General features: G+C 39.5%; 23 protein-coding genes. 19 read left to right on the forward strand and 4 right to left on the reverse strand.

What is annotated here, in order from left to right; translation table 11 throughout:
• Positions 1-28 precede the first annotated feature (28 nt).
• From ACFQ1G_RS01690 to porX, 3 genes are all read right to left on the reverse strand, one after another.
• Entirely contained in the window at positions 29-619 is a 591-nt protein-coding gene (locus tag ACFQ1G_RS01690; protein ID WP_380736512.1) for a hypothetical protein, read from the reverse strand.
• Between the two features lie 364 nt (positions 620-983).
• Entirely contained in the window at positions 984-1388 is a 405-nt protein-coding gene (tsaE, locus tag ACFQ1G_RS01695; RefSeq protein ID WP_380736513.1) for a tRNA (adenosine(37)-N6)-threonylcarbamoyltransferase complex ATPase subunit type 1 TsaE, read from the reverse strand.
• Between the two features lie 47 nt (positions 1389-1435).
• Entirely contained in the window at positions 1436-2986 is a 1551-nt protein-coding gene (porX, locus tag ACFQ1G_RS01700) for a T9SS response regulator signal transducer PorX (RefSeq protein ID WP_380736514.1), read from the reverse strand.
• 41 nt (positions 2987-3027) lie between these two features.
• Here porX and ACFQ1G_RS01705 point away from each other — a divergent pair, with 41 nt between their 5' ends.
• The 19 genes from ACFQ1G_RS01705 to hisIE all read left to right on the forward strand — a co-directional run bounded on the left by ACFQ1G_RS01705 (position 3028) and on the right by hisIE (position 21549).
• A complete protein-coding gene (locus ACFQ1G_RS01705) occupies positions 3028-4257 on the forward strand; it encodes an HD domain-containing protein (RefSeq protein WP_380736515.1) in 1230 nt (409 codons plus the stop codon).
• Between the two features lie 24 nt (positions 4258-4281).
• Positions 4282-5310: a UDP-3-O-(3-hydroxymyristoyl)glucosamine N-acyltransferase gene (gene lpxD / locus ACFQ1G_RS01710; RefSeq protein WP_380736516.1), complete on the forward strand. Its 1029-nt coding sequence runs from the start codon at positions 4282-4284 to the stop codon at positions 5308-5310.
• Positions 5303-6691 carry a bifunctional UDP-3-O-[3-hydroxymyristoyl] N-acetylglucosamine deacetylase/3-hydroxyacyl-ACP dehydratase gene (locus ACFQ1G_RS01715; protein ID WP_380736517.1) on the forward strand — a complete coding sequence of 463 codons (1389 nt, stop codon included), beginning with the start codon at positions 5303-5305 and terminating at the stop codon, positions 6689-6691. Before lpxD ends, ACFQ1G_RS01715 begins: the two co-directional genes overlap by 8 nt.
• A gap of 5 nt (positions 6692-6696) precedes the next feature.
• Positions 6697-7482 carry an acyl-ACP--UDP-N-acetylglucosamine O-acyltransferase gene (gene lpxA, locus ACFQ1G_RS01720; RefSeq protein WP_380736518.1) on the forward strand — a complete coding sequence of 262 codons (786 nt, stop codon included), beginning with the start codon at positions 6697-6699 and terminating at the stop codon, positions 7480-7482.
• Positions 7483-7492: 10 nt separating this feature from the next.
• Positions 7493-8059 carry an elongation factor P gene (gene efp / locus ACFQ1G_RS01725; RefSeq protein ID WP_380736519.1) on the forward strand — a complete coding sequence of 189 codons (567 nt, stop codon included), beginning with the start codon at positions 7493-7495 and terminating at the stop codon, positions 8057-8059.
• Positions 8060-8113: 54 nt separating this feature from the next.
• Positions 8114-9046, forward strand: coding sequence for a UDP-3-O-(3-hydroxymyristoyl)glucosamine N-acyltransferase (locus ACFQ1G_RS01730; protein WP_380736520.1), 933 nt, complete (start codon positions 8114-8116; stop codon positions 9044-9046).
• Between the two features lies 1 nt (position 9047).
• A complete protein-coding gene (locus tag ACFQ1G_RS01735; RefSeq protein ID WP_380736521.1) occupies positions 9048-9458 on the forward strand; it encodes a nuclear transport factor 2 family protein in 411 nt (136 codons plus the stop codon).
• Positions 9459-9520: 62 nt separating this feature from the next.
• Complete coding sequence (sucD, locus tag ACFQ1G_RS01740; RefSeq protein WP_380736522.1) at positions 9521-10393, forward strand: succinate--CoA ligase subunit alpha; 873 nt, start codon at positions 9521-9523, stop codon at positions 10391-10393.
• 142 nt (positions 10394-10535) lie between these two features.
• Positions 10536-11282 (forward strand): 3-oxoacyl-[acyl-carrier-protein] reductase, encoded by a 747-nt coding sequence (fabG, locus tag ACFQ1G_RS01745; protein ID WP_380736523.1) that lies wholly within the window; start codon positions 10536-10538, stop codon positions 11280-11282.
• Positions 11283-11360: 78 nt separating this feature from the next.
• Positions 11361-13391, forward strand: coding sequence for a vWA domain-containing protein (locus ACFQ1G_RS01750; RefSeq protein ID WP_380736524.1), 2031 nt, complete (start codon positions 11361-11363; stop codon positions 13389-13391).
• 18 nt (positions 13392-13409) lie between these two features.
• The gene (locus ACFQ1G_RS01755; RefSeq protein ID WP_380736525.1) at positions 13410-14225 is read left to right on the forward strand and encodes a prohibitin family protein; all 816 of its coding nucleotides are present in this window, start codon (positions 13410-13412) and stop codon (positions 14223-14225) included.
• Between the two features lie 227 nt (positions 14226-14452).
• Positions 14453-15310, forward strand: a complete 858-nt coding sequence (hisG, locus tag ACFQ1G_RS01760) for an ATP phosphoribosyltransferase (RefSeq protein ID WP_380736526.1) — start codon at positions 14453-14455, stop codon at positions 15308-15310.
• 11 nt (positions 15311-15321) lie between these two features.
• Entirely contained in the window at positions 15322-16620 is a 1299-nt protein-coding gene (gene hisD / locus ACFQ1G_RS01765) for a histidinol dehydrogenase (protein ID WP_380736527.1), read from the forward strand.
• A complete protein-coding gene (hisC, locus tag ACFQ1G_RS01770; protein ID WP_380736528.1) occupies positions 16613-17662 on the forward strand; it encodes a histidinol-phosphate transaminase in 1050 nt (349 codons plus the stop codon). Before hisD ends, hisC begins: the two co-directional genes overlap by 8 nt.
• Positions 17659-18795, forward strand: coding sequence for a bifunctional histidinol-phosphatase/imidazoleglycerol-phosphate dehydratase HisB (gene hisB / locus ACFQ1G_RS01775; protein ID WP_380736529.1), 1137 nt, complete (start codon positions 17659-17661; stop codon positions 18793-18795). The genes hisC and hisB overlap by 4 nt, the downstream gene beginning before the upstream one ends.
• 17 nt (positions 18796-18812) lie before the next feature.
• Positions 18813-19394, forward strand: a complete 582-nt coding sequence (hisH, locus tag ACFQ1G_RS01780) for an imidazole glycerol phosphate synthase subunit HisH (protein WP_380736530.1) — start codon at positions 18813-18815, stop codon at positions 19392-19394.
• Positions 19395-19414: 20 nt separating this feature from the next.
• Positions 19415-20140 carry a 1-(5-phosphoribosyl)-5-[(5-phosphoribosylamino)methylideneamino]imidazole-4-carboxamide isomerase gene (hisA, locus tag ACFQ1G_RS01785; protein WP_380736531.1) on the forward strand — a complete coding sequence of 242 codons (726 nt, stop codon included), beginning with the start codon at positions 19415-19417 and terminating at the stop codon, positions 20138-20140.
• A 32-nt stretch (positions 20141-20172) separates the two neighbouring features.
• Entirely contained in the window at positions 20173-20928 is a 756-nt protein-coding gene (gene hisF, locus ACFQ1G_RS01790; protein ID WP_380736532.1) for an imidazole glycerol phosphate synthase subunit HisF, read from the forward strand.
• A gap of 24 nt (positions 20929-20952) precedes the next feature.
• A complete protein-coding gene (gene hisIE / locus ACFQ1G_RS01795; protein ID WP_380736533.1) occupies positions 20953-21549 on the forward strand; it encodes a bifunctional phosphoribosyl-AMP cyclohydrolase/phosphoribosyl-ATP diphosphatase HisIE in 597 nt (198 codons plus the stop codon).
• A 67-nt stretch (positions 21550-21616) separates the two neighbouring features.
• Here the strand turns inward: hisIE and ACFQ1G_RS01800 are convergent, their stop codons facing one another.
• On the reverse strand, positions 21617-24172 hold the full coding sequence (locus ACFQ1G_RS01800; RefSeq protein ID WP_380736534.1) for an ATP-dependent Clp protease ATP-binding subunit: 2556 nt from the start codon (positions 24170-24172) through the stop codon (positions 21617-21619).
• Positions 24173-24210 lie beyond the last annotated feature (38 nt).

Below are 24210 nucleotides of genomic sequence, written 5' to 3' on the forward strand. Positions count from 1 at the left end.
TACGACTTTTTTAAAGAGAAAAACAAAATTATAGTTTCACGTAATAGTCTTCTCTTATCTCGTCTGAAGGATCTTCATCTCGAAAAGATTTGATCTCGTCGTATTCTTTGTCAGATAATTGTGAAAAGGGAGAGAGGTTATCACGTTCTAATTCTGTTAGATCAATCCCGTAAATACGATCAAAAATTTTTATTCTAATTAGGTAAACTATGGAAAGAATAATAATAAAAAAGGGAGCAAGATAGAGAAGTTGTCCAACATCCAACTGATCAGGGCCGTCAATATATGAATCTTCGTAAATGGCAGAGGCTAATTGATAGGAATACATTGTTATGGGTACTAATATCGAATGATACCACCAATGTTTGCAAGTGAGAAACCAAATAAGCAGTAAAAATAGTGGAGTGATCTTACCTAAATAGGTCCAGGCAGCAGTCATTACACTATTATAATATTTACTTTCATAGGTGAAAAAGGAATTTTCCCAAACGGAGCCATTTGGGAAAATTTCGTATAAATAAAATAAATAGGGTGAAAATGCTATGCAGATAGCTATAAGACTACCCAGCAGAAGGAATTTTGATTTTTGATCTGTCGACAGCTTGTTTTTGGATCTCATTTTTGTTGTCGTTGTCATTATTATGTGTTACAAATAAAGTGGCTCCAAAAATAGATACTGCGAATAAGATAGCTTTGATTTTCATGATTATGTTTTTGTAAGGTTATGTTTCGTTTTGTTTTCTGAAGCAAACCTATAAAAAACTAATCCGCTAATTTTTAATACATTATTCGTACTTTTGCGCCCTTTTTGAAAGAAAAATCTTTCTTTTCTTAAAATATTATATTTTTTTAAATATAGTTAAAAATTTTATTTATTCGATTTTTTATGCTACTTATCTCCTGTTTTTAGTGCCTAATTCCAATTATAGAAAGAAAATTCTGACAGCCATTTTCGGGAAAAACCTCGCTAATCCCATCTAAAATTAACAAAACTTTAACATTCTTTTTCCTTCACCTACTACTTCGATATCTAGTTTTTGATGCTCCTCCTCGATAAAATTTTCAATTTTTTGAGGCCATTCTATCAAATTCCAGGCATCTGAATCTAAATATTCCTCAAATCCCATATCCCAGGCTTCACTTTCATCCTTAATTCGGTAAAAATCGAAATGATTTACAGGCCCATTCTCAGTTTCATAAACATTTACCAATGAAAAAGTTGGGCTTGAACCAATATCCTCGGCGCCCAGTTCTTTGATGATGGATTTTATTAAGGTAGTTTTTCCCGCGCCCATTTCACCGTAAAACAAGAGGGTTTTACTTTTCGATCGTTTAATGACCTCTCGGGCAACTGACTCAATTTCAGATAGAAGGTAGGTTACTTCCATATATAGAAATAATTAGATTTGGGATCGTAAAGATACGTAAAATTAGATTACCTCGGTAAAAGCACGGTGAAAGGGATGATCATCTCCTCCATTGATACTCCACCATGTTGAAAAGTATTTCGATAATAACTTACATAGTGATTGTAATTATTTGGGTAAGCGAAGAACAAATCGCCTTTGGCGAATATAAAGGAGCTGCTCATATTGATAGCCGGTAAATGTATGGTCTTAGGGTTGGGTGCTGCCAGTACATCTTTTTCTTCGTAGGTTAAACTTTTTCCGGTCTTATATCGAAGGTTTAAACTCGTTTGTTTGTCTCCAATTACTTTAGATGGATTCTTTACATTTATGGTACCGTGGTCTGTGGTCAGGATCAATTTGAAGCCTAAATGTTGTGCCTGTTGAATTATTTCTAATAAAGGAGAGTTCTTGAACCAGCTGTGTGTTAAGGAGCGATATGATTTGTTAGTAGAAGCCAGTTCCTTAATGACTTCCATTTCAGTCTTAGAATGGGAGAGCATATCTACAAAATTATAAACCACTACCGTAAGATCATTATCCTTTTGGCTTCTGAAGTTTTCAACCAGTTTCTTTCCGGCCTTTAAACTGCTAATTTTATGGTATTCATATTTAATGTCCAGTCCCAATCTTTTTAATTGAGCTTGTAAGAATTCATTTTCATGTAAATTTTTTCCACCCTCATCAGTGTCATTCTTCCAGAGATCAGGATACAACTTTTCCATTTCACTGGGCATTAGGCCTGAGAAAATAGCGTTTCGGGCATACTGTGTAGCGGTAGGAAGGATACTGTAAAACGGCTCCTCCTGTTCCTTTTTATAATAGTTGTTGATCACGGGTTCAAAAGCTTTCCATTGATCATATCGCATATTATCGATAACCACTAATAGTGTCGGTTGGTCTTTGCTGATTTCGGGAATGACCTTTTCTTTAAACAAAGTGTGAGACATTACCGGTGCGTCTGCGTCTTTTTCAAACCAGGTAGGATAGGTCTTATCAATAAATTTACAGAACTGGGAATTTGCTTCAGATTTTTGGGATTCCAGAATTTCAAACATTCCGGAGTCCTCGATGTTTTCCAGTTCCAGTTCCCAGTAAATCAACTTTAAATAGAGTTCGGCCCATCCTTCATATGAATTGATCATCGCCATATCCATCGCGATCTTTCTGAATTCCTGCTGGTAGCTGGATGTGGTTTTTTCTGAAACTAACCGGGAGTGATCCAGGTTCTTTTTAATACTTAGCAGAATTTGGTTAGGGTTTACCGGTTTAATAAGATAGTCAGCGATCTTTGAGCCTATTGCTTCTTCCATTATATATTCTTCCTCACTCTTGGTGATCATCACCACCGGAATATTGGCCTGCTTTTCTTTAATCTCTGCGAGGGTTTCGAGACCGGTTAATCCTGGCATGTTTTCATCGAGAAATACGATGTCAAAATTCTCTTTCTCGATCTCCTCAAGTGCTTCGGTTCCACTTTGACAGGTTGAAACTTTGTAGTTCTTCCCTTCTAGAAATAATATATGTGGTTTTAGTAGATCAATCTCATCATCTACCCAGAGTATTTTGATATCATTCATATGCGTATCTTTGTTCAGATTAATTATTTAAAAGATTCGGCTTGACCTCAAGAAACAAACTCAAAATTCTTAATGATCCAATTTACGGATTTATAACTATTCCTAATGAGCTGTTGTTCGACATCATCGAACATAAATACTTTCAAAGATTACGCCGAATTTCACAAATGGGATTGTCCTATCTTGTGTATCCTGGGGCGCATCACACCCGTTTCCATCATGCATTAGGATGTATGCATCTCATGCAAAAAGCGGTGAGAGTCCTGCGTTTAAAAGGGGTTGAAATATCTGAAGATGAGGAGCAAGCCTTACAAATAGCTATATTGCTTCACGATATAGGGCATGGTCCTTTTTCTCATGCGATGGAGCATAGTATCGTTGAAGGGGTGAGTCATGAGGCGATTTCTTCCATGTTTATGGAGGAAATGAACGCAAAGTTTAACCAAAGATTAACTTTAGCAATTGAGATTTTCAGCGGGAAATACCATCGAAAGTTTCTTTGTCAGTTAATTTCCAGTCAGCTGGACATGGATCGGATGGATTACCTGAAAAGAGATAGTTTCTATACAGGGGTGGCTGAAGGTAATATTAACAGTGAACGCCTTATTAGTATGCTCACTGTTGTAGACAATGTCCTCATGGTTGAGGAAAAAGGAATCTATTCTGTAGAAAAATTCTTACTTGCCCGTCGTCTTATGTACTGGCAGGTGTACTTACATAAAACCGGTGTAGTAGCCGAGCAATTATTGATTCGGGTGTTAAAAAGAGCTAAGGAGCTGGTTAGTCAGGGAAGAACCCTATACGGAAGTTCAGCTCTTACTTATTTTTTGAAAAACCAAATCACTGCTGAGAACTTCACTTCTGAAACTCTCCATATTTTCTCACAATTGGATGATTACGATATCCTGTCGGCTATGAAGGAGTGGGTGCATGATGAGGATTTTGTATTGAGCAATCTCTGTAAAATGATAATCAACAGGGATCTTCTGAAAATTCGGTTAAAAAAGAATCCTGTTAAAAAAGAAAAGCTTTTCAGGCATATTGAAAAATTGAAGGAGCGCTATAATATTTCCGAAGAAGAAGCCCGCTATTTTGTGTTTTCAGGAGAGATTTCGAATCTCGCGTATAAGAAGGAAGATGAGAAAATATTCATCCTAAAAAAGACCGGTAAAATTACGGATGTGGTAAAAGCGTCAGATCATTTTAATTTAATGGCGTTGTCTAAACCGGTGACCAAGTTTTATATCTGCTATCCGAAACAGAAAGATTAACGCATTTTTTTTACTTTTGCCAGAATGAAATTTACAGCAGAGCAAATAGCAGGCATACTTGAAGGGAGCATTGAAGGAGATCCAAATGCAGAAGTAGATAAGCTTGCCAAGATAGAGGAAGGCACAGAGGGAGCAATTACCTTTCTAGCTAATCCTAAGTATACCTCATATATATATTCAACAAAAGCGACCATAACTATTGTGAGCGATACGTTTGTTGCAGAAGACGATCTGAGCACCACCCTTATTAAGGTAAAAGATCCATATAAAGCATTTTCCAAATTACTGGAGTTTTATAATCAGGTAAAGCTGAATAAAACAGGAATTGAACAGCCTAGTTTTATCTCTGACTCTGTTTCATATGGAGAAAATCTATATCTGGGAGCTTTCGCATACCTGGGAGATAATGTGAAGATTGGGGATAATGTCAAGATCTTTCCCAACTCCTTCATTGGGGACAATGTAGAAATAGGGAATAATGTTCTAATTTTTCCGGGAGCGAAAATCTATTCTGAAACCGTGATTGGCAATAACTGTGTCATTCATGGGGGAGCTATTGTTGGCGCTGATGGATTTGGTTTTTCTCCTAACAAGGATGGGGAATACTCAAAAGTGCCTCAGATTGGAAACGTTATTATTGAAGACAATGTGGATGTGGGGGCAGGAACCACCATTGACCGTGCTACTTTAGGGTCTACAATAATACGGAAAGGAGTAAAGCTGGATAACCAGATCCAGATCGCCCATAATGTTGAGGTTGGGGAGCATACTGCTATCGCGGCTCAAACGGGAGTTGCAGGTTCCTCAAAAATTGGAAAGAACTGCCTTATTGGAGGTCAGGTGGGAATTGCGGGGCATATTCAGATAGGAGACCGGGTTAAGATCCAGGCTCAATCAGGAATAGGAAGAAATATTAAGGATGATGAAGTAATTCAGGGGTCACCGGCAATCGGATACAATGAATACAATAAATCTTATGTTCATTTTAAAAATCTACCTAAAATAGAATACCGCTTAACACAACTAGAAAAAAACTTAAAGGATAATGGCTAAACAACGAACCATACGAAAAGAAGTTTCGTTAAAGGGAGTAGGACTTCATACAGGAAATGAGGTTACTCTTACATTTAAACCTGCCCCTAACAATACCGGTTACACTTTTGTGAGAACAGACCTTGAAGGGCATCCGGCAATTGAGGCAGAGGTTTCTTATGTGGTGAATACTCAGCGAGGGACAAACCTGGAGAAGGACGGGGTGACCATCCAAACTTCAGAACATGTTTTGGCCGCCTGTGTAGGTCTTGAGATCGATAACCTGATTATTGAGCTCGATGCTTCTGAGCCACCTATCATGGATGGATCTTCTAAGTTTTTTGTAGAAGCATTGGAAAAAGCCGGTATTGAAGATCAGGAATGTGACCGTGAAGAATATGTGGTGAAAGAGGTTATTAGTTATAAGGATGAAGAATCGGGAAGTGAGATCATCGTAATGCCTGCAGACGAATACCAGGTAACAACTATGGTTGACTTCGGAACTAAAGTCCTGGGTACCCAAAATGCATCTCTAAATAATCTTTCAGATTTTAAAACCGAAATTTCAGATTCCAGAACGTTTAGCTTTTTACATGAACTGGAAGCCTTGTTAGACCATGGACTTATTAAAGGAGGTGATCTTAATAATGCGATCGTGTATGTGGATAAGGAGTTAAGTCCTGAAACTATGGAGAAGTTACGTGGTGCTTTTAAGAAGGATAACATTTCAGTAAAACCTAACGGAATTTTGGATAACCTTACTCTGCATCATCCTAATGAGGCGGCACGCCACAAGTTACTTGATGTTATTGGGGATCTTGCCCTTATTGGAACAAGGATCCGTGGTAAAGTAATAGCTAACAAACCTGGGCATTATGTGAACACTGAGTTCGCTAAAAAGCTTTCTAAAATAATCAAGAACGAAAAGCGTAATAATATTCCCAAATATGATCTGGATCAAGAGCCTTTAATGGATGTGAACGAGATCATGAACATTTTACCGCATAGGTCTCCATTTCTTTTGGTTGACAAGATCATCGAGTTGACCGGTGAAACTGTTGTAGGTGTTAAAAATGTCACTATGAACGAACCTTTCTTTGTAGGACATTTTCCAGGTAAACCGGTAATGCCGGGAGTACTTCAGGTGGAAGCAATGGCTCAGACTGGCGGTATTCTTGCATTGAAATCTGTTCCCGATCCTGAGAACTATCTTACCTTTTTCATGAAGATAGACAATGTGAAATTTAAAAGACAAGTAGTTCCCGGAGACACATTGATCTTCAAACTTGAATTACTTGCACCTATAAGAAGAGGTATCTGCCAAATGCAGGCCTATGCCTATGCAAACGGAAAGTTAGTTTCCGAAGCCATATTAATGGCACAAATCGTAAAACAAAATTAAATACTATGAATCAACCCTTAGCATACGTACATCCCGGTGCCAAGATTGCAAAAAATGTGGTGATAGAGCCTTTTACCACAATCCATAACAATGTGGTGATAGGTGAGGGCACGTGGATTGGATCGAATGTTACCATTATGGAAGGGGCACGAATTGGAAAAAATTGTAATATTTTTCCGGGGGCCGTAATTTCAGCTGTACCACAGGATAAGAAATTTAATGATGAAGATACTACTACAGAGATCGGTGATAACACGACGATTCGTGAGTGTGTCACCATCAATCGTGGTACTACAGACCGTATGACTACTAAGATCGGGAAGAATTGCTGGATCATGGCTTACTGTCATATTGCGCATGATTGCGTAGTGGGCGACAACTGTATCTTCTCAAATAACAGTACTCTGGCGGGACACATTAACGTGGGAGATCACGTAGTCCTTGCAGGAATGGCAGCTATTCAGCAGTTTTGCAGCATTGGTAGCCATGCTTTCGTAACAGGTGGTTCCCTGGTGCGTAAAGATGTTCCTCCTTTTGTGAAAGCAGGTCGTGAACCACTTTCTTATGTTGGAGTGAACTCAATCGGACTTAGACGTAGAGGTTTTTCTACGGAAAAGATCCGCGAGATCCAGGATATTTACCGAATCCTTTACCAAAAGAATTATAACAATTCACAGGCGGTAGCTATCATTGAAGCTGAAATGGAAGCTACTCCCGAAAGAGACGATATTTTAGAATTTATCAAGAATTCCCAACGTGGAATCATGAAAGGATATTTTAGTTCAAATTAATTAGAAAAAGATGGCAAGTACTAGTGATATTAGAAATGGTTTATGCATTCGTTATAACCATGACATTTTCAAAATCATTGAATTTTTACACGTAAAGCCGGGAAAAGGTCCTGCTTTTGTGCGTACCAAACTTAAGAGTGTTACTACCGGAAAGGTGATCGACAACACTTTTTCTGCAGGTCATAAAATTGAGGATGTAAGAGTTGAGACTCACAAATTTCAGTTTCTTTACAATGATGGGGAATTCTATCATTTCATGAATACTGAGGATTACACCCAAATTAGACTTACTGAAAGTGCTTTGGACGCTCCTGGTCTTTTAAAAGAAGGTGAAGTGGTGACCATTTTGATCAATACTGAGGATCAAATGCCGCTTTCAGTAGAGATGCCTGCAAGTGTTATTCTTGAGGTAACTCATACCGAGCCTGGTGTTAAAGGAAACACGGCTACCAATGCCACTAAACCTGCAACAGTAGAGACCGGTGCTGAGGTGAATGTACCTTTATTCATTAATGAGGGAGACAAGATCAAGATCGAGACCGAAAAAGGTACTTATAAAGAAAGAATCAAAGAGTAGGGAAAGAGGCATTTTCAAATGCCTTTTTTCATACTTTATATTTTGCTGCGGTAAATGAAGTTTCCTCAAAAATATATGCTCGAGCAGATCGCTACCATTATTTCTTCGGAATTTGTAGGTGATGCCGATTTTCCCGTTTTGGGAATGAATGAGATCCATGTGGTTACCCCCGGGGATATCGTGTTCGTAGACCACCCGAAGTATTACGACAAAGCATTGAATTCTGCTGCCACTGTAATACTTATAAATAAGAAGGTGGAGTGTCCGGAAGGCAAAGCTTTGCTTATTTCTGATGATCCTTTTAGAGATTTTAATAAGCTTACAAAATATTTCAAACCGTTCGAAAATGCTTCCGCAGCAATAGCTCCTTCCGCGGAAATTGGAGAAGGCACCATACTTCAACCGAATGTTTTTGTTGGCAATAATGTGAAGATAGGGAAGAATTGCCTTATTCATTCCAATGTTAGTCTTTACGATAATACGGTGATTGGAGATAATGTGATCATCCATGCGGGAACTGTTCTTGGCGGCGACGCGTTTTATTATAAGAACCGTCCTGAAGGTTTTGATAAACTTATCTCAGGAGGTAGAGTAGTTATCAAGGATAATGTCGAGATCGGCGCTAATTGCACCATTGATAAAGGAGTTACAGGCGACACTACCATTGGTAAAGGAACTAAGCTGGATAATCTAATTCAGGTAGGCCATGATACCATAATAGGTGAGAAATGCCTAATAGCTTCACAGGCGGGAATTGCCGGTTGTGTGGTAATTGAAGATCAGGTCACCGTTTGGGGGCAGGTTGGAATGCGAAGTGGCATTACTGTGAAAAAAGGAGGTGTGATGATGGGACAGGCGGGCATAACCAAATCGACCAAAGAAAATACTATTTATTCAGGAAATCCAGCCATGGAATCAAGAGCTAAACTTAAAGAGTTGGCGCTTTTAAGACAATTGCCTAAATTGATCGAAAATTTAAAAGGTTGATATGAGCTTAGAATCGAAAGAATGTGTAGAGAAGTTTTATACCTCTGATTTTTACAAGAATCCTAAATCCATTAAAGAATTTCTTCATCCAGATGCGCAACTGTACTGGAACAGTAGTTCAGGTTTTCATAAACTAAAGTTTCAGGAGATTTGTGATATGACTAAAGAACTTACCAGGTCTTTTGATGCTTTACGGGCAGATATCAGTCATCTAATTAGTGAAAATAATACTGTAGCCATTAGATTCACTTACCATGTAAGAACGATTGAGAATCCAGAGGAAGAACTTCCAATGGCTCATTTTGTTGCTATTTGGGAAATGAAAGATGGCAAAATGTACAAAGGTCATCAAATAAGTCAGCAAGCTGATGACAGCCCTGAAAACCTCGAATCTTTCCTGCCAATTAATTAGAGAATACCTTTAGGTTTTCCTTTATAAAAACCTATTTTTGTAACACAAAATTAAAATCAACTATGAGCGTTTTAGTCAATAAAGATTCAAAAATAATTGTTCAAGGTTTTACCGGAAGTGAAGGTACTTTCCATGCCGGTCAAATGATTGAATATGGTACAAACGTAGTAGGTGGGGTGACACCTGGAAAAGGTGGTCAAAAGCACCTTGATAAGCCTGTTTTCAATACTGTTGAAGATGCGGTAAAAGAAACCGGAGCAGATGTGTCCATCATTTTTGTGCCACCAGCATTTGCTGCAGATGCTATCATGGAAGCTGCCAACGCCGGAATCAAAGTTATTATTACCATTACTGAAGGAATTCCAGTGGCCGATATGATCAAGGCTGCAGACTATATAAAAGATAAAGATTGCCGTTTGGTAGGACCTAACTGTCCTGGAGTAATTACTCCAGAAGAAGCTAAAGTTGGGATCATGCCAGGTTTCGTATTCAAAAAAGGAAAAGTTGGGATCGTTTCTAAATCAGGAACCCTTACTTACGAAGCTGCAGACCAGGTTGTAAAACAAGGATTAGGTATAACCACTGCTATTGGTATTGGTGGAGACCCAATCATTGGAACTACTACCAAAGAAGCGGTTGAGTTGTTGATGAATGATGATGAGACTGAATGTATCGTAATGATCGGTGAGATTGGTGGACAATTGGAAGCCGATGCTGCAAGGTGGATCAAAGACAACGGAAATAAAAAGCCGGTAGTTGGTTTCATCGCAGGTGAAACTGCTCCAAAAGGTAGAACTATGGGTCACGCTGGAGCTATCGTTGGTGGAAGCGAAGATACTGCTGAGGCTAAGAAAGCGATCATGCGCGAGTGTGGGATCCATGTAGTGGATTCTCCTGCCGAGATCGGTAAAAAAGTAAAAGAAGTTATGGGATAATTTTCCCTGAATAATATTTAAACCTCCGTGGTTTTCTGGTTCAAAAATCAGGAACTTCCGGAGGTTTTTTTATTGCAGAACGCTTGTTTTACTATATTTGAATTAAATACAAAACCTGACCAAGAAAACAGAATCATACAATATGAAATTATTAGAAGGAAAAAATGCTATTATCACCGGTGCCAGTAGAGGTATCGGGAAAGGAATTGCCGAAGTATTCGCGAAACATGGAGCCAATGTGGCGTTCACTTATAGCTCTTCTGTTGAAGCCGCCAATGAACTGGAAAAAGAGCTTCAGGGATTGGGAGTAAAGGCTAAAGGATATAAGTCTAATGCTGCTGATTTTGAGGAGGCACACGAGTTAGTGAAAAATGTTTCAGAAGACTTCGGAAGCATTGATATTTTGGTGAATAATGCCGGAATTACCAAAGACAATCTTTTGATGCGTATGAGCGAGGAAGATTTCGATAAAGTGATCGAGGTGAATTTGAAATCGGTGTTCAACATGACCAAGGCTGTACAGCGCACTATGCTGAAACAGCGCCACGGAAGCATTATCAATATGAGTAGTGTGGTAGGTGTGAAAGGAAATGCCGGACAGGCAAATTACGCAGCGTCAAAAGCAGGTATGATCGGTTTTTCTAAATCGATGGCACTTGAGCTTGGGTCTCGAAACATAAGAACCAATGTGATCGCTCCAGGATTCATTGAAACTGAAATGACCGGAAAACTGGATGAAAAAGTAGTTGAAGGATGGAGAGAAGCTATTCCATTGAAACGCGGTGGTACTCCTGAAGATATTGCAAATGCATGTGTCTTCCTTGGAAGTGATCTCAGTGCCTATGTTACGGGTCAGGTCCTTAACGTAGACGGAGGAATGCTTACCTAATATATTTAGCCCGCCTTTGAAATATCAGGGGCGGGATTTTTTTGCCTTTTCCCATTTTTAGTTCTTTTATTTATTCCAATGTCAACTACCCAGGTTTTACTGATCGTTCTAGCCCTGTTACTTGCCCTGGCAATAGCGGGATTTCAGTATTACTATAAATCCAAAGGTAGTCCCCGCCAAAAAGCACTTTTTGCAGGACTTCGTTTTCTTACATTCTTTGGACTCTTTCTTTTGTTGATCAATCCCAAGATCCGTAATGTGGTTTATTATACCGAAAAACCTGATTTGCTGCTGGCAGTGGATAATTCGGTTTCCATTAGCAATTTTGGAGAAGCACAGAATGTGAAAGACTTTGTTGCTCGTGTTTCTGAAGATCCTGACTTAACAGAAAGATTTGAGATCGAAACTTTTGCTTTCGGAAAAAATGTTACCCGTCAAAGTGATTTTGAATTTAAAGAGTCCCAAACTAATTTATCTGGTACCTTAAAGGAGCTGAATGAGCTTTATGAGAATTCTGTGGCTCCCACCATCTTAATTACTGATGGGAATCAAACCCTCGGAGAGGATTACACATTTACTGCCCAGAGGTTTGATAATACTCTTTTTCCTGTGGTAGTAGGTGATACAACTACCTACCGTGATCTCGCGATCACGCGAATTAATGTCAATAAATATGCCTTTTTAGACAATCGATTTCCGGTAGAAATAATGCTTCAATACTCGGGAGGTTCTGATGTGAATACACAGCTTGAAATTCGATCAGGTAACTTTATTGTATATACTAAAAAGGTCTCTTTTGATGGACAGAATAATTCTGTCGTACTTCAATTAGATCTTCCTGCCTCCTCAGTAGGAACGCGAGTATATTCTGCAAAACTTTTACCACTTTCAGAAGAGAAAAATCTGATCAATAACCAAAAGGAATTTGCGGTGGAAGTTATCGATGAAAGAACAAGAGTGTTGATCCTTCATGATCTTTTGCACCCGGATCTTGGTGCCCTTAAAAAATCAATCGAGTCTAACAGGCAGCGGGAAGCGGTGATTCAGCACATAGAGGAGACTTTTGACCCGGCCGCTTTTCAGTTGGTGATCCTGTATCAGCCAACAACTGTGTTTCAGCCTTTATTGGAAGTACTGCAAGAGAAGCAACAAAATTACTGGATAGTAGCAGGGCCGAAAACTGACTGGAGAATGTTGAACGGCCACCAGGAACTCTTTAGGCAGGAAATAACCGGTCAAACAGAAGAATTTTTTCCGGTCTATAATGAGAATTTTTCAGCATTTCAATTTGAGGACCTGAAGTTCGAAGATTTCCCCCCTTTAAAAGGGAATTTTGGCGATCTCGTGATCCAGTCCGAAAGTGAAAGTCTGTTATTTCGAAAACTTCAGGGAATTGTGACTACAGTTCCGCTTTTAAGTATTTCCGAAGAGAAAGAATGGAAAAGAGCATTTTTGTTTGGATCGGGTATATGGAGATGGAGGAGTCATGTTTTCCAGGAAACGAATTCTTTCCGGAGTTTTGATGAATTCATAGGGAAGTTGGTTCAGTTTCTTTCGTCTCAAAAGAAAAGGGAACGCTTAGATCTTACTTATGAACCCATTTACAGAGGAGGAGAATCACTTGTCATCAAAGCAGATTACTTTGATAAAAACTATGTTTTTGACCCCGATGCTTCTTTGACTTTAAGTTTAAAAAATGAGACTACCGAAAAATTACAGCAGGTTCCTCTTATCTTAAAAGGTAAAAGCTATAATGTTGATCTCAGTAATATCGAACCCGGAGAATATTCTTTTACAGTAAATGTGCAAGGTAAAAATGTGTCTCGGTCAGGTAAATTCAAACTGATCTCTTTTGATGTTGAGAAACAATTTTTTTCAGCAAATTATAAGGATCTTGATATTATCGCTTCTAAAAGAGGAGAGCGGGTGTATTTCCCTGATGACTTCGAAGAGCTAAAATCTAAGCTACTGAAAACCAAAAAATACCTGCCTATGCAGAAAACCCGCGAAAACAATGTACCTTTGATCGACTGGTATTATTTGCTGGGTATAATTATTCTTAGCTTAAGCCTGGAATGGTTTCTACGGAAATATTACGGTTACATATAAATATAAACACAAATTATCATGGACAGACTCCCCAAAATTGGATTACCAATTTTATTTTTAGGTATTATTCTCATTATTGTTATCGCAAAATCAACCATAACCATCGATTCCGGTGAAGCGGGTGTGCTTTACCAGACTTTCGGTGGAGGTGTGGTTACAGATGAGCCTCCTCTTGGAGAAGGATTTCATTTTGTTGCTCCCTGGAACAAGGTTTATGTATATGAAGTAAGACAGCAATCTTTAGATGAAAAGATGCAGGTACTTTCTTCTAACGGTCTTGAAATTAAGTTAGATGCTTCCATTTGGTACCAGCCCGATTATGAGGATCTTGGTGCTCTTCACAAAGAAAAAGGTGAAGCATATGTACAGCGGGTATTGCAACCGGCTGTAAGATCGGCAGCTCGTGCGGTAGTTGGACGTTATAATCCCGAACAGTTGTACGCCAGTAAAAGAGAGGCTATCCAAAAAGAGATTTTTGAAGAGACTCAATTATTGCTAAAAGATCAGTACGTTCAAATTAACGAGGTATTGGTGCGTGATGTTTCATTACCTTCAACTATTAAGGAAGCAATTGAGCGTAAATTAAGACAGGAACAGGAATCTTTGGAGTATGAGTTTAGGCTTACAAAAGCACAGCAGGAGGCAGAACGTCAGCGTATTGACGCTGAAGGGAAGGCGCGTGCAAACCAGATTCTTGCAGCTTCTTTGACCGAAAAAGTCCTTCAGGAAAAAGGAATTCAGGCTACAATAGAGTTGGCGAAATCTCCAAATGCTAAAGTAGTGGTTATAGGTTCAGGTCAGGAAGGAATGCCAATTATCCTTGGAGGTAATTAATAATTGCGCCAAAAAAGTTTATTAATTCTTTTATTTTACAATTTTATCTGTAGATTTGTATTCAATAAAATGAAAGCACAACAATTACATCATCATCATTCTCATATGTTCGCTCTTGCGAGGTGAGATTGATATGTGTATAAGTCATATATTTTTAAACCCGTTTGAGCAGCTCAAACGGGTTTTTTTATTTCCCATTAGGACTGCTCAACTAAACTATCCAAAACATGAAAAAATTACGAGTAGCGGTCCAAAAATCCGGCCGACTTAATGAAGATTCCCTGAAACTCCTTAAAGATGCTGGAATTTCTATAGATAACGGTAAGGAACAATTGAAAGCTGCATCGGCCAACTTCCCTTTAGAGGTTTTTTACCTAAGAAATGGAGATATTCCGCAATATCTAAGAGATGGCGTGGTAGATGTCGCTATTATTGGTGAGAATGTTCTCATTGAAAAAGGAGAGGATATAATTACTGCTGAAAAACTGGGATTTTCCAAATGCCGTGTTTCTTTGGCTGTCCCTAAATCGGTCAAATACAATGGTCTTCAGGATTTTGAAGGGAAAAAGATCGCGACTTCTTATCCTAATACCGTTCAGAATTACCTGGCTAAAAATGGCATTTCAGCAGACCTTCACATTATAAACGGTTCAGTTGAAATTGCTCCAAATATTGGGCTTGCCGACGCGATTTGTGATATTGTTTCCAGCGGGAGCACCCTCTTTAAGAATAACTTGAAAGAGGTGGAAGTAATGCTTCAAAGTGAAGCGGTTTTGGCGGTTTCTCCTCTTATTTCTTCGGAAAGAAAAGAAATTCTTTCAAAATTACAGTTTAGGATCCAGTCGGTTTTACGGGCTCGAAAGTCCAAGTATATTCTTATGAATGTTCCCAATTCAAAAATTGAAGACGTGGTCAAACTTCTTCCGGGAATGCGCAGTCCTACGGTTCTTCCCTTAGCTGAAGAAGGCTGGAGCTCTTTGCACACAGTTATTTCCGAAGAAAGATTCTGGGAAGTGATCGATGAACTGAAAAATAACGGAGCAGAAGGAATACTTGTTGCACCAATTGAAAAAATGGTCCTTTAAAAATTATTGCAATGAAAAAAGTTTATAATCCTGGAAAAACTGAATTAGCTGAGCTTCTTAAGCGCCCTTCTAAAAATATTGAGGATGTGGAAAGAACCGTAAACCAGATCTTTGGAGAGGTTAGTTATATGGGTGATGAGGCGGTTAAGAAATATACCAGCCTTTTTGACGGGGCGTATCCGGATAAAATAAAGGTAACTCCTGAGGAAATTCAAGCTGCGGAAGCTTTGGTATCTGAAGAACTTAAAGAAGCTATCCAACTGGCAAAATCCAATATTGAAAGTTTTCATGCTGCTCAAAAGACTGAAAAAGTTTCGGTGGAAACCGTCGCTGGGGTGGAATGCTGGCAGGAAAAGAGGCCTATTCAAAAGGTGGGACTATATATTCCTGGAGGGAGCGCTCCTTTATTTTCCACCATTCTAATGCTCGCGGTGCCTGCTCAAATTGCAGGTTGTAAAGAAATGGTCCTTTGTACACCACCTAATAAAGAAGGAAAGGTCAATCCTGTGATCCTTTATACTGCAAAACTTTGCGGAATTGATACCATTTTGAAAGTAGGAGGTATCCAGGCAATAGCCGGAATGACATTTGGTACTGAGAGTATTCCAAAAGTCTATAAGATATTTGGACCCGGAAACCAGTTCGTGACCGTGGCTAAGCAAATGGCGACCAAGTACAATGTTTCTATTGACATGCCTGCCGGTCCTTCAGAATTGCTTGTGGTGGCCGATGATTCCGCAGACGCTGTCTTTGTGGCTTCAGATCTTTTATCACAGGCAGAGCACGGTGGTGACAGTCAGGTGATCTTAATTTCTCTTTCTGAAGTCTTTTTGGAGAAGGTGGAAGCTGAAGTTCAAAAACAATTACAAGATCTTCCGAGGAAAGATATCGCTGCAGAGGCAATTGAGAATTCGAGACTTATATTTGTAAATGATCAAAAGGAGGCTCTGGCAATAATCAATGAATACGCTCCTGAACACTTTATAGTTTGTACTGAAGATTCTGACTTTTTTGTAAACGGAATTGAAAATGCAGGTTCGGTGTTCATTGGAAATAATACTCCTGAAAGTGCGGGAGATTATGCTTCAGGAACCAATCATACGCTCCCGACAAATGGCTATGCTAAACAATACAGCGGAGTAAATCTGGACAGTTTTTTGAAGACCATCAGTTTTCAGAAAATTTCAGAGGAAGGAATACAAAATATTGGTCCAGCAATTGAACTTATGGCTGATGCTGAAGGTTTGAAGGCGCACAAACGTGCAGTTTCTTTCAGGCTGAAGGCTCTAAAAAATAGTAGTGATGAGTAATTTTAGTCTCGAAAACCTGGTGAGGAGTAATGTCGCTAACATGAAACCTTATTCTTCGGCAAGGGATGAATACAAGGCAGACGGGCGAAAAATGACATTTTTGGATGCCAATGAAAATCCGTTCGAGAATGGTGTGAATCGGTATCCCGACCCTCAGCAAGGGAATTTAAAGTCTCAGCTGGCAGCTTTAAAAGGAGTTTCGCCTTCTAAAATTCTGTTGGGGAACGGAAGTGACGAAGTTCTGGACTTGATTTTCAGAGCTTTCTGCGAGCCCCGGAAAGATAATGTAATTAGCCTTCCGCCAACTTACGGGATGTATAAGGTATTGGCAGATTTAAATGAAATTGAGAACCGCGAAGTGCTGTTGACAACAGGTTTTCAGCCACAGGTGGAAGCAATTCTGGAGCGGGTTGATGCCTCCACGAAAATGATCTTTTTGTGCTCTCCTAATAATCCTACCGGGAATTCATTTTCTGAAGATGCAGTAGAAGAACTATTAAATAACTTTAATGGGCTGGTGATTGTTGATGAAGCATATATCGATTTTTCAAATGAATCAAGTTGGCTTCAGAAGTTAGAGAATTTTCCGAATTTGGTGATCACTCAAACCCTTTCTAAAGCTTATGGATTAGCGGGAATTCGTTTAGGGATTTGTTATGCTTCCGAAGAAATTATCAGTATTTTAAATAAGATCAAGCCTCCTTATAACGTGAATGAATTGACCCAGCAGAAAGCTGCGGAAAGACTTCGTGATAAAGAGAAGGTGGAGAAGGAGATCGAAAAGATCCTGGAGCAGCGGGAATTCCTGAAGAAGGAACTTCAAAAAGTGAATTTTGTAGAGGAAATTTTTCCTTCAGAGGCTAATTTTTTACTGGCCAGAGTAGATAATGCCGATTTACGATATGCTCAGCTCCTGGAAAAAGGGTTGGTTGTAAGAAACCGAAGTAATCAACCTCTTTGTGAAAATACCATACGTTTTACGGTGGGAACAAAAGAGGAAAATATAAGATTGATTAAAGCTTTAAATGAAATAGCAGCATGAAAAAAGTACTTTTTATAGACAGAGACGGAACGCTTGTCCTGGAACCAAATGATTACCAACTCGACAGTTTTGAAAAGCTGGAATTTTACCAAGGTTCATTTCAGTATCTGGCAAAAATCGCCCTGGAATTGAATTTTGAGCTGGTTATGGTTACTAATCAGGATGGTTTAGGAACAGACTCTTTTCCGGAAAATACTTTCTGGCCATTGCAAAATTTCATTTTAAAAGCTTTTGAAAATGAAGGAGTGAAATTCAGTGAAATAATCATTGATCGCACTTTTCCTGAAGAGAATGCAGAAACCAGAAAACCGGGAACGGGGCTGGTGAAGCATTATATGGATACTTCGGAATATGACATGGCTAATTCTTTTGTGATTGGAGATCGGCTAACCGACATGGAACTGGCAAAGAATCTAAAAGCTAACGGAATTTTTATCATCGGGCATGAGGACCTGGGAAGTGAAGAGCTGTCAGTTAAAAAAGAAGATCTTGATCAGGTAATCCAACTGGAAACGGACAGTTGGAAGGAGATCTATGAATTTTTGAAACGAGGAGAACGATCAGCCGAGGTCAAGAGAAAGACCAATGAAACAGATATTTTTATCAAGCTGAATTTAGACGGGACCGGAAAAAGTGATATTTCTACCGGGATTAAATTCTTTGATCATATGCTGGATCAGATCGCGCGACACGGGCAGATGGATCTGGAATTAAAGGTAGCCGGTGACCTTGAAGTGGACGAACACCACACTATTGAAGATACGGCCATCGCCCTGGGAGAAGTTTTTGCAAAAGCTTTAGGAAATAAAATAGGGATTGAGCGATATGGTTTTTGCCTTCCCATGGATGATTGCCTGGCCCAGGTGGCCATTGATTTTGGGGGCCGAAACTGGCTGGTGTGGGATGCCGAGTTTAATCGGGAAATGATAGGACAGATGCCGACCGAAATGTTTTATCATTTTTTCAAATCTTTCACTGACGGGGCGAAAGCAAACCTGAACATAAAAGCGGAAGGTAAGAACGAACACCACAAGATCGAAGCTATTTTTAAGAGTTTCGCGAAAGCGATCAAGGCTGCAGTCAAGCAGGATCCTGAAAAAATGATCCTTCCAAGTACAAAAGGAATGCTATAAAAACAAGAGAGGAGAGAATGAAAATAGTTATTATAGATTATGGTGCCGGGAATATTCAAAGTATAAAGTTCGCTCTGGAACGCCTGGGGTACGAAGGAATATTATCTAGTGACGCCCAGGAAATAAAAAATGCCGATAAGGTGATCTTTCCGGGGGTGGGAGAAGCCAGTTCTGCGATGCGGAAACTTAAAAGTACGGGTCTGGACACTTTAATTCCTAAATTGAATCAGCCGGTGCTGGGGATTTGCCTTGGGATGCAATTGATGTGCAATTGGACTGAAGAAGGCGACACCACCGGATTAGGTATTTTTGATGTAGATGTCGTTCATTTTGAAAAGAAATTGAAGGTGCCACATATTGGATGGAATAGAATAACAGATCTTAAAACTCCCCTTTTCAAGGATATTCAGGAAAATGAGTATGTATACCTGGTTCACAGCTTTTATGCTCCTGTTTGTAAAGAAACCATTGCGAAGTGTGATTATGGGGTAGAATATTCATCGGCCTTGAAAAAGGATAATTTCTATGGGGTTCAGTTTCACCCTGAAAAAAGTAGTGATGCAGGAGAGAGAATTTTAAAGAATTTTCTTGATTTATAACAACCTAAAAATATTAAAGTATGCGGATTATACCGGCAATAGATATAATAGATGGTAAATGTGTAAGGCTGTCACAAGGGGATTATAATTCAAAGAAAATCTACAATGAGAATCCGGTAGAGGTAGCTAAGGAGTTTCAGGATCATGGAATCGAGTTTTTACACCTGGTGGATCTTGACGGGGCTAAATCAAAACATATCGTCAATCACAAGATCCTGGAAAAGATCACTTCCGGAACCAGTTTAAAAGTTGATTTTGGCGGCGGATTAAAGTCAGATGATGATCTAAGGATCGCATTTGAATGCGGAGCGAACCAAATAACAGGAGGAAGTATTGCGGTCAAGGAGCCTGAAACTTTCTTTTCCTGGTTGGAAAAGTTCGGAAGCGGAAAGATCATTTTAGGAGCCGATGCGAAAAATAAAAAAGTAGCGGTAAGTGGCTGGCTAGAAGAGTCTACCGAAGATCTACTGCCATTTATTCAGCAGTATTCAGAAAAAGGCGTTGAATACGTGATCTGTACAGATATTTCAAAAGACGGTATGCTGGAAGGTCCTTCTTTTGATCTTTATCGTGAGATATTAGAAGAGAACAACGGTTTGAAATTGATAGCTTCCGGGGGAGTTGCCCAATTCGATGACCTTCCTGCCCTTCAGGAAATAGGATGTGAAGGTGTGATCATTGGGAAAGCCATATATGAAAACCGAATCAGCCTGAAGCAACTGGAAAGATATATTCTTGGTCAATAGACCTGTTTTGAGGTGAATTTAAAAAAGAAAAAATGCTTACAAAGAGAATAATACCCTGTCTGGACATTAAAGATGGACGAACTGTAAAGGGGGTTAATTTTGTAGATCTTCGAGATGCCGGTGATCCGGTTGAGTTGGCTGAAATTTACTCCAGGTCGGGTGCTGATGAACTCGTTTTTCTGGATATTTCGGCTACAGAAGAAAAACGAAAAACCCTTGCGGAATTAGTAAGAAAAGTCGCTGCCAAAGTAAATATCCCTTTTACAGTGGGAGGCGGAATTTCTTCAGTAGAAGATGTGGATATCCTGCTTCAAAATGGGGCGGACAAGGTCGCGATCAATTCATCAGCAGTAAAGAATCCGCAGTTGATAAATGAACTTTCAGCTAAATTCGGAAGGCAATGTATCGTGGTTGCTATCGACGCTAAACAGGTGAATGGAAAATGGTTGGTGCATTTGGTCGGAGGAAAAGTTCCGACGGAAATTGACCTTTTTGAATGGGCTAAGGAAGTTGAGGAGAGAGGAGCAGGGGAGATCTTGTTCACCTCTATGGATAATGACGGGACAAAAGCTGGTTTTGCCAATGAAGCCCTTCAAAAACTTTCTAATGAATTGACAATTCCCATTATTGCCTCGGGAGGCGCGGGGAATATTCAGCATTTTTGTGATGCCTTCACAAAAGGAAAGGCTGATGCCGCTTTGGCGGCCAGCGTTTTTCATTTTAAAGAGATCGAAATTAAAGATCTGAAAGAAGAAATGCGTAAAGAACGAATTGAGGTCAGACTCTAAAGGCTGATCCTAACAAACAGTAAAATGGAAATAGATTTTTCAAAAGATAAAAATGGTCTGGTACCAGCCATCATACAGGATGCAACAACAAGGAATGTACTTATGTTGGGGTACATGAATGAGGAAGCCTATCAAAAAACATTAGATACCAAAAAGGTCACGTTCTTTAGCCGTAGTAAGCAGCGACTTTGGACCAAAGGAGAGGAGAGCGGAAATTTTCTGAATATGGTTGATCTAAAAGTTGATTGTGACAATGACACGTTGTTGGTGTTCGTTGATCCTGTTGGTCCTACCTGTCATACCGGAACCGATACATGTTGGGGTGAAAAAAATGATGAAACCCCGGGATTTTTAGGAGAACTGGAAAAGATCATTTCCGAAAGGAAATCAAATCCTGAGAATCAAAATAGCTACGTGGCTTCCCTTTTTAAGAGCGGGATCAATAAGATCGCCCAAAAAGTGGGAGAGGAGGCTGTAGAAGTTGTGATAGAGGCCAAGGATAATGATGAAGAATTATTCCTGAACGAAAGTGCAGATCTGCTTTTTCACTATTTGATTTTATTACAGGCGAAAGGTTATTCCCTGGAAGATGTGATCAAAGTACTGAAAGGGCGACACTAATAGTTGAAAAGAGAGAAATAAAAAAAGCCTGTGAGATCACAGGCTTTTTTCTTTCTTGAATTATTATTTATTCAGGATTTGTTTCCTTTTTTGGTTTTTCCACCTTTATAGTTAACTCCTTTTTCTCTTCATCGAGGTCCATAAATACTTTATCTCCTTCGGTGATGTGAGAAGTAATGATCTCTTCAGCTAAAGCGTCTTCGATATATTTCTGAATAGCACGGTTCAATGGTCTTGCCCCATACTGCTTGTCGAAACCTTTTTCAGCGATATAATCTTTCGCCTTTTTACTAAGTTTCAACTCATATCCAAGAGCCCCAATTCTTCCGAAGAGTTTCTCCAACTCGATATCAATGATCTTGTAAATGTCTTCCTGTTCTAGAGGATTAAAGATCACCACGTCATCTACACGGTTCAGGAATTCGGGTGCAAATGCTTTTTTAAGCGCATTTTCGATCACCCCGCGGGCATTCTCATCAACCTGCGATTTCTTGGCAGCAGTCCCAAAACCAACTCCCTGACCAAAGTCTTTAAGCTTTCTTGCTCCAATATTGGAGGTCATGATGATGATAGTATTTCTGAAGTCGATCTTACGACCTAAACTATCAGTTAAATAACCGTCATCCAATACCTGTAGCAGCATGTTGAAAACATCTGGATGCGCTTTTTCAACCTCGTCTAACAAGATCACCGCATAAGGCTTGCGTCTTACTTTTTCGGTCAACTGTCCACCTTCTTCATAGCCGACATATCCAGGAGGTGCACCGATCAATCTGCTCACTGCAAATTTCTCCATGTACTCACTCATGTCAATTCGAATTAAAGCGTCTTCATTATCAAAGAGCTCTCTTGAAAGGATCTTTGCCAGCTGGGTTTTACCAACCCCGGTTTGCCCAAGGAAGATGAAACTACCAATAGGTTTGTTAGGATCTTTTAATCCTGCACGGTTACGCTGAATTGCTTTAACTACTTTACCAACAGCTTCATCCTGACCAATTACTTTTCCTTTGATCAAATCAGGTAATTGTGCCAGTTTATTGATCTCGGTCTGAGCGATCCTGTTCACAGGAACTCCTGTCATCATAGAGATCACATCGGCTACATTATCTTCTGTTACAGTTTCCCTGTGAAGTTTTGATTCTTCTTCCCAGCGTTCCTGTGCTTTTGCAAGCTCTTTTTCAATATTCTTCTCGTCATCACGCAGTTTTGCAGCTTCTTCATATTTCTGCTTTTTAACTACGGAATTCTTAAGTTCTCTTACTTCTTCGAGCTTTCTTTCAAGCTCAAGTATCTGTTTGGGAACATCAATATTGGTGATGTGAACACGTGATCCCGCTTCATCTAGGGCGTCAATAGCCTTGTCCGGAAGGAATCTATCTGTCATATACCTGTTTGTAAGCTTGACACAGGCCTCAATGGCTTCATTAGTATAAGTTACGTGGTGGTGTTCCTCGTATTTATCTTTAATGTTATTTAGGATCTTGATTGTTTCTTCAACCGTAGTTGGTTCCACAATCACCTTTTGGAAACGTCTTTCAAGAGCTCCATCCTTTTCAATGTATTGTCTGTACTCATCAAGAGTAGTTGCACCAATACATTGTATCTCACCTCTTGCAAGTGCGGGTTTGAACATGTTGCTGGCATCCAGACTTCCTGTAGCACCACCGGCACCAACAATAGTATGGATCTCATCAATGAAAAGAATGATATCATCGTTCTTTTCAAGTTCGTTCATAACCGCTTTCATCCTTTCTTCGAATTGTCCACGGTATTTTGTTCCTGCCACTAAGCTGGCAAGATCAAGTGTTACCACACGCTTATCAAAAAGTATTCTGGACACTTTTCTTTTTACGATTCGCAAGGCGAGACCTTCAGCAATAGCCGATTTACCTACTCCCGGTTCCCCAATAAGAAGCGGATTGTTCTTTTTTCGACGGCTAAGGATCTGAGAAACTCTCTCGATCTCTTTCTCACGACCTACAACCGGATCTAATTTGTCTAATTCGGCGAGGGCCGTAAGGTCCCTTCCGAAGTTATCCAAAACCGGAGTTTTAGACTTCTTGTTTGACTTTCCGGGACTTCCTCCAGCAAAAGGGTTGCTTTTTCCAGGATCATCGGAAGTCGCATCTTCATCGGAAAAAGATTCCGCAGATGGAGAATCGATATAATCGTCGTCGTTTGTGATCATATATTTGAATTGGTCTTTTACCCCGTCGTAGTCCACTTTCAATTTATTTAAAAGTTTGGTCGTTGGGTCGTTCTCATTCCGTAAAATGCAAAGCAGTAAATGTGCTGTGTTAATGGAGGAACTTTGAAAAAGTTTAGCCTCTAAAAATGTTGTTTTAAGAGCGCGTTCAGCCTGCCGGGTCAAATGCAGGTTCCTTTTTTCATTAGATTCTACAGTGGCATTTGGGTTTGCGGGGCTTAGTATTTCAACTTTCCTTCTTAAATGACTTAGATCAACATCCAGGGCATTCAGTATATTAATGGCTTTACCGTCACCATCACGCAATAAGCCTAACATTAAATGTTCTGTTCCTATAAAATCATGGCCCAGCCTAAGAGCTTCCTCTTTGCTATAGGCAATTACATCTTTAACTCTTGGTGAAAAATTATCATCCATGTTATTTCCTTTCTCTCTTGTGATTTAAAACTCAATTT

This window comes from Salinimicrobium gaetbulicola, assembly GCF_042676025.1.
In the GTDB taxonomy this organism is placed as follows: Bacteria; Bacteroidota; Bacteroidia; order Flavobacteriales; family Flavobacteriaceae; genus Salinimicrobium; species Salinimicrobium gaetbulicola.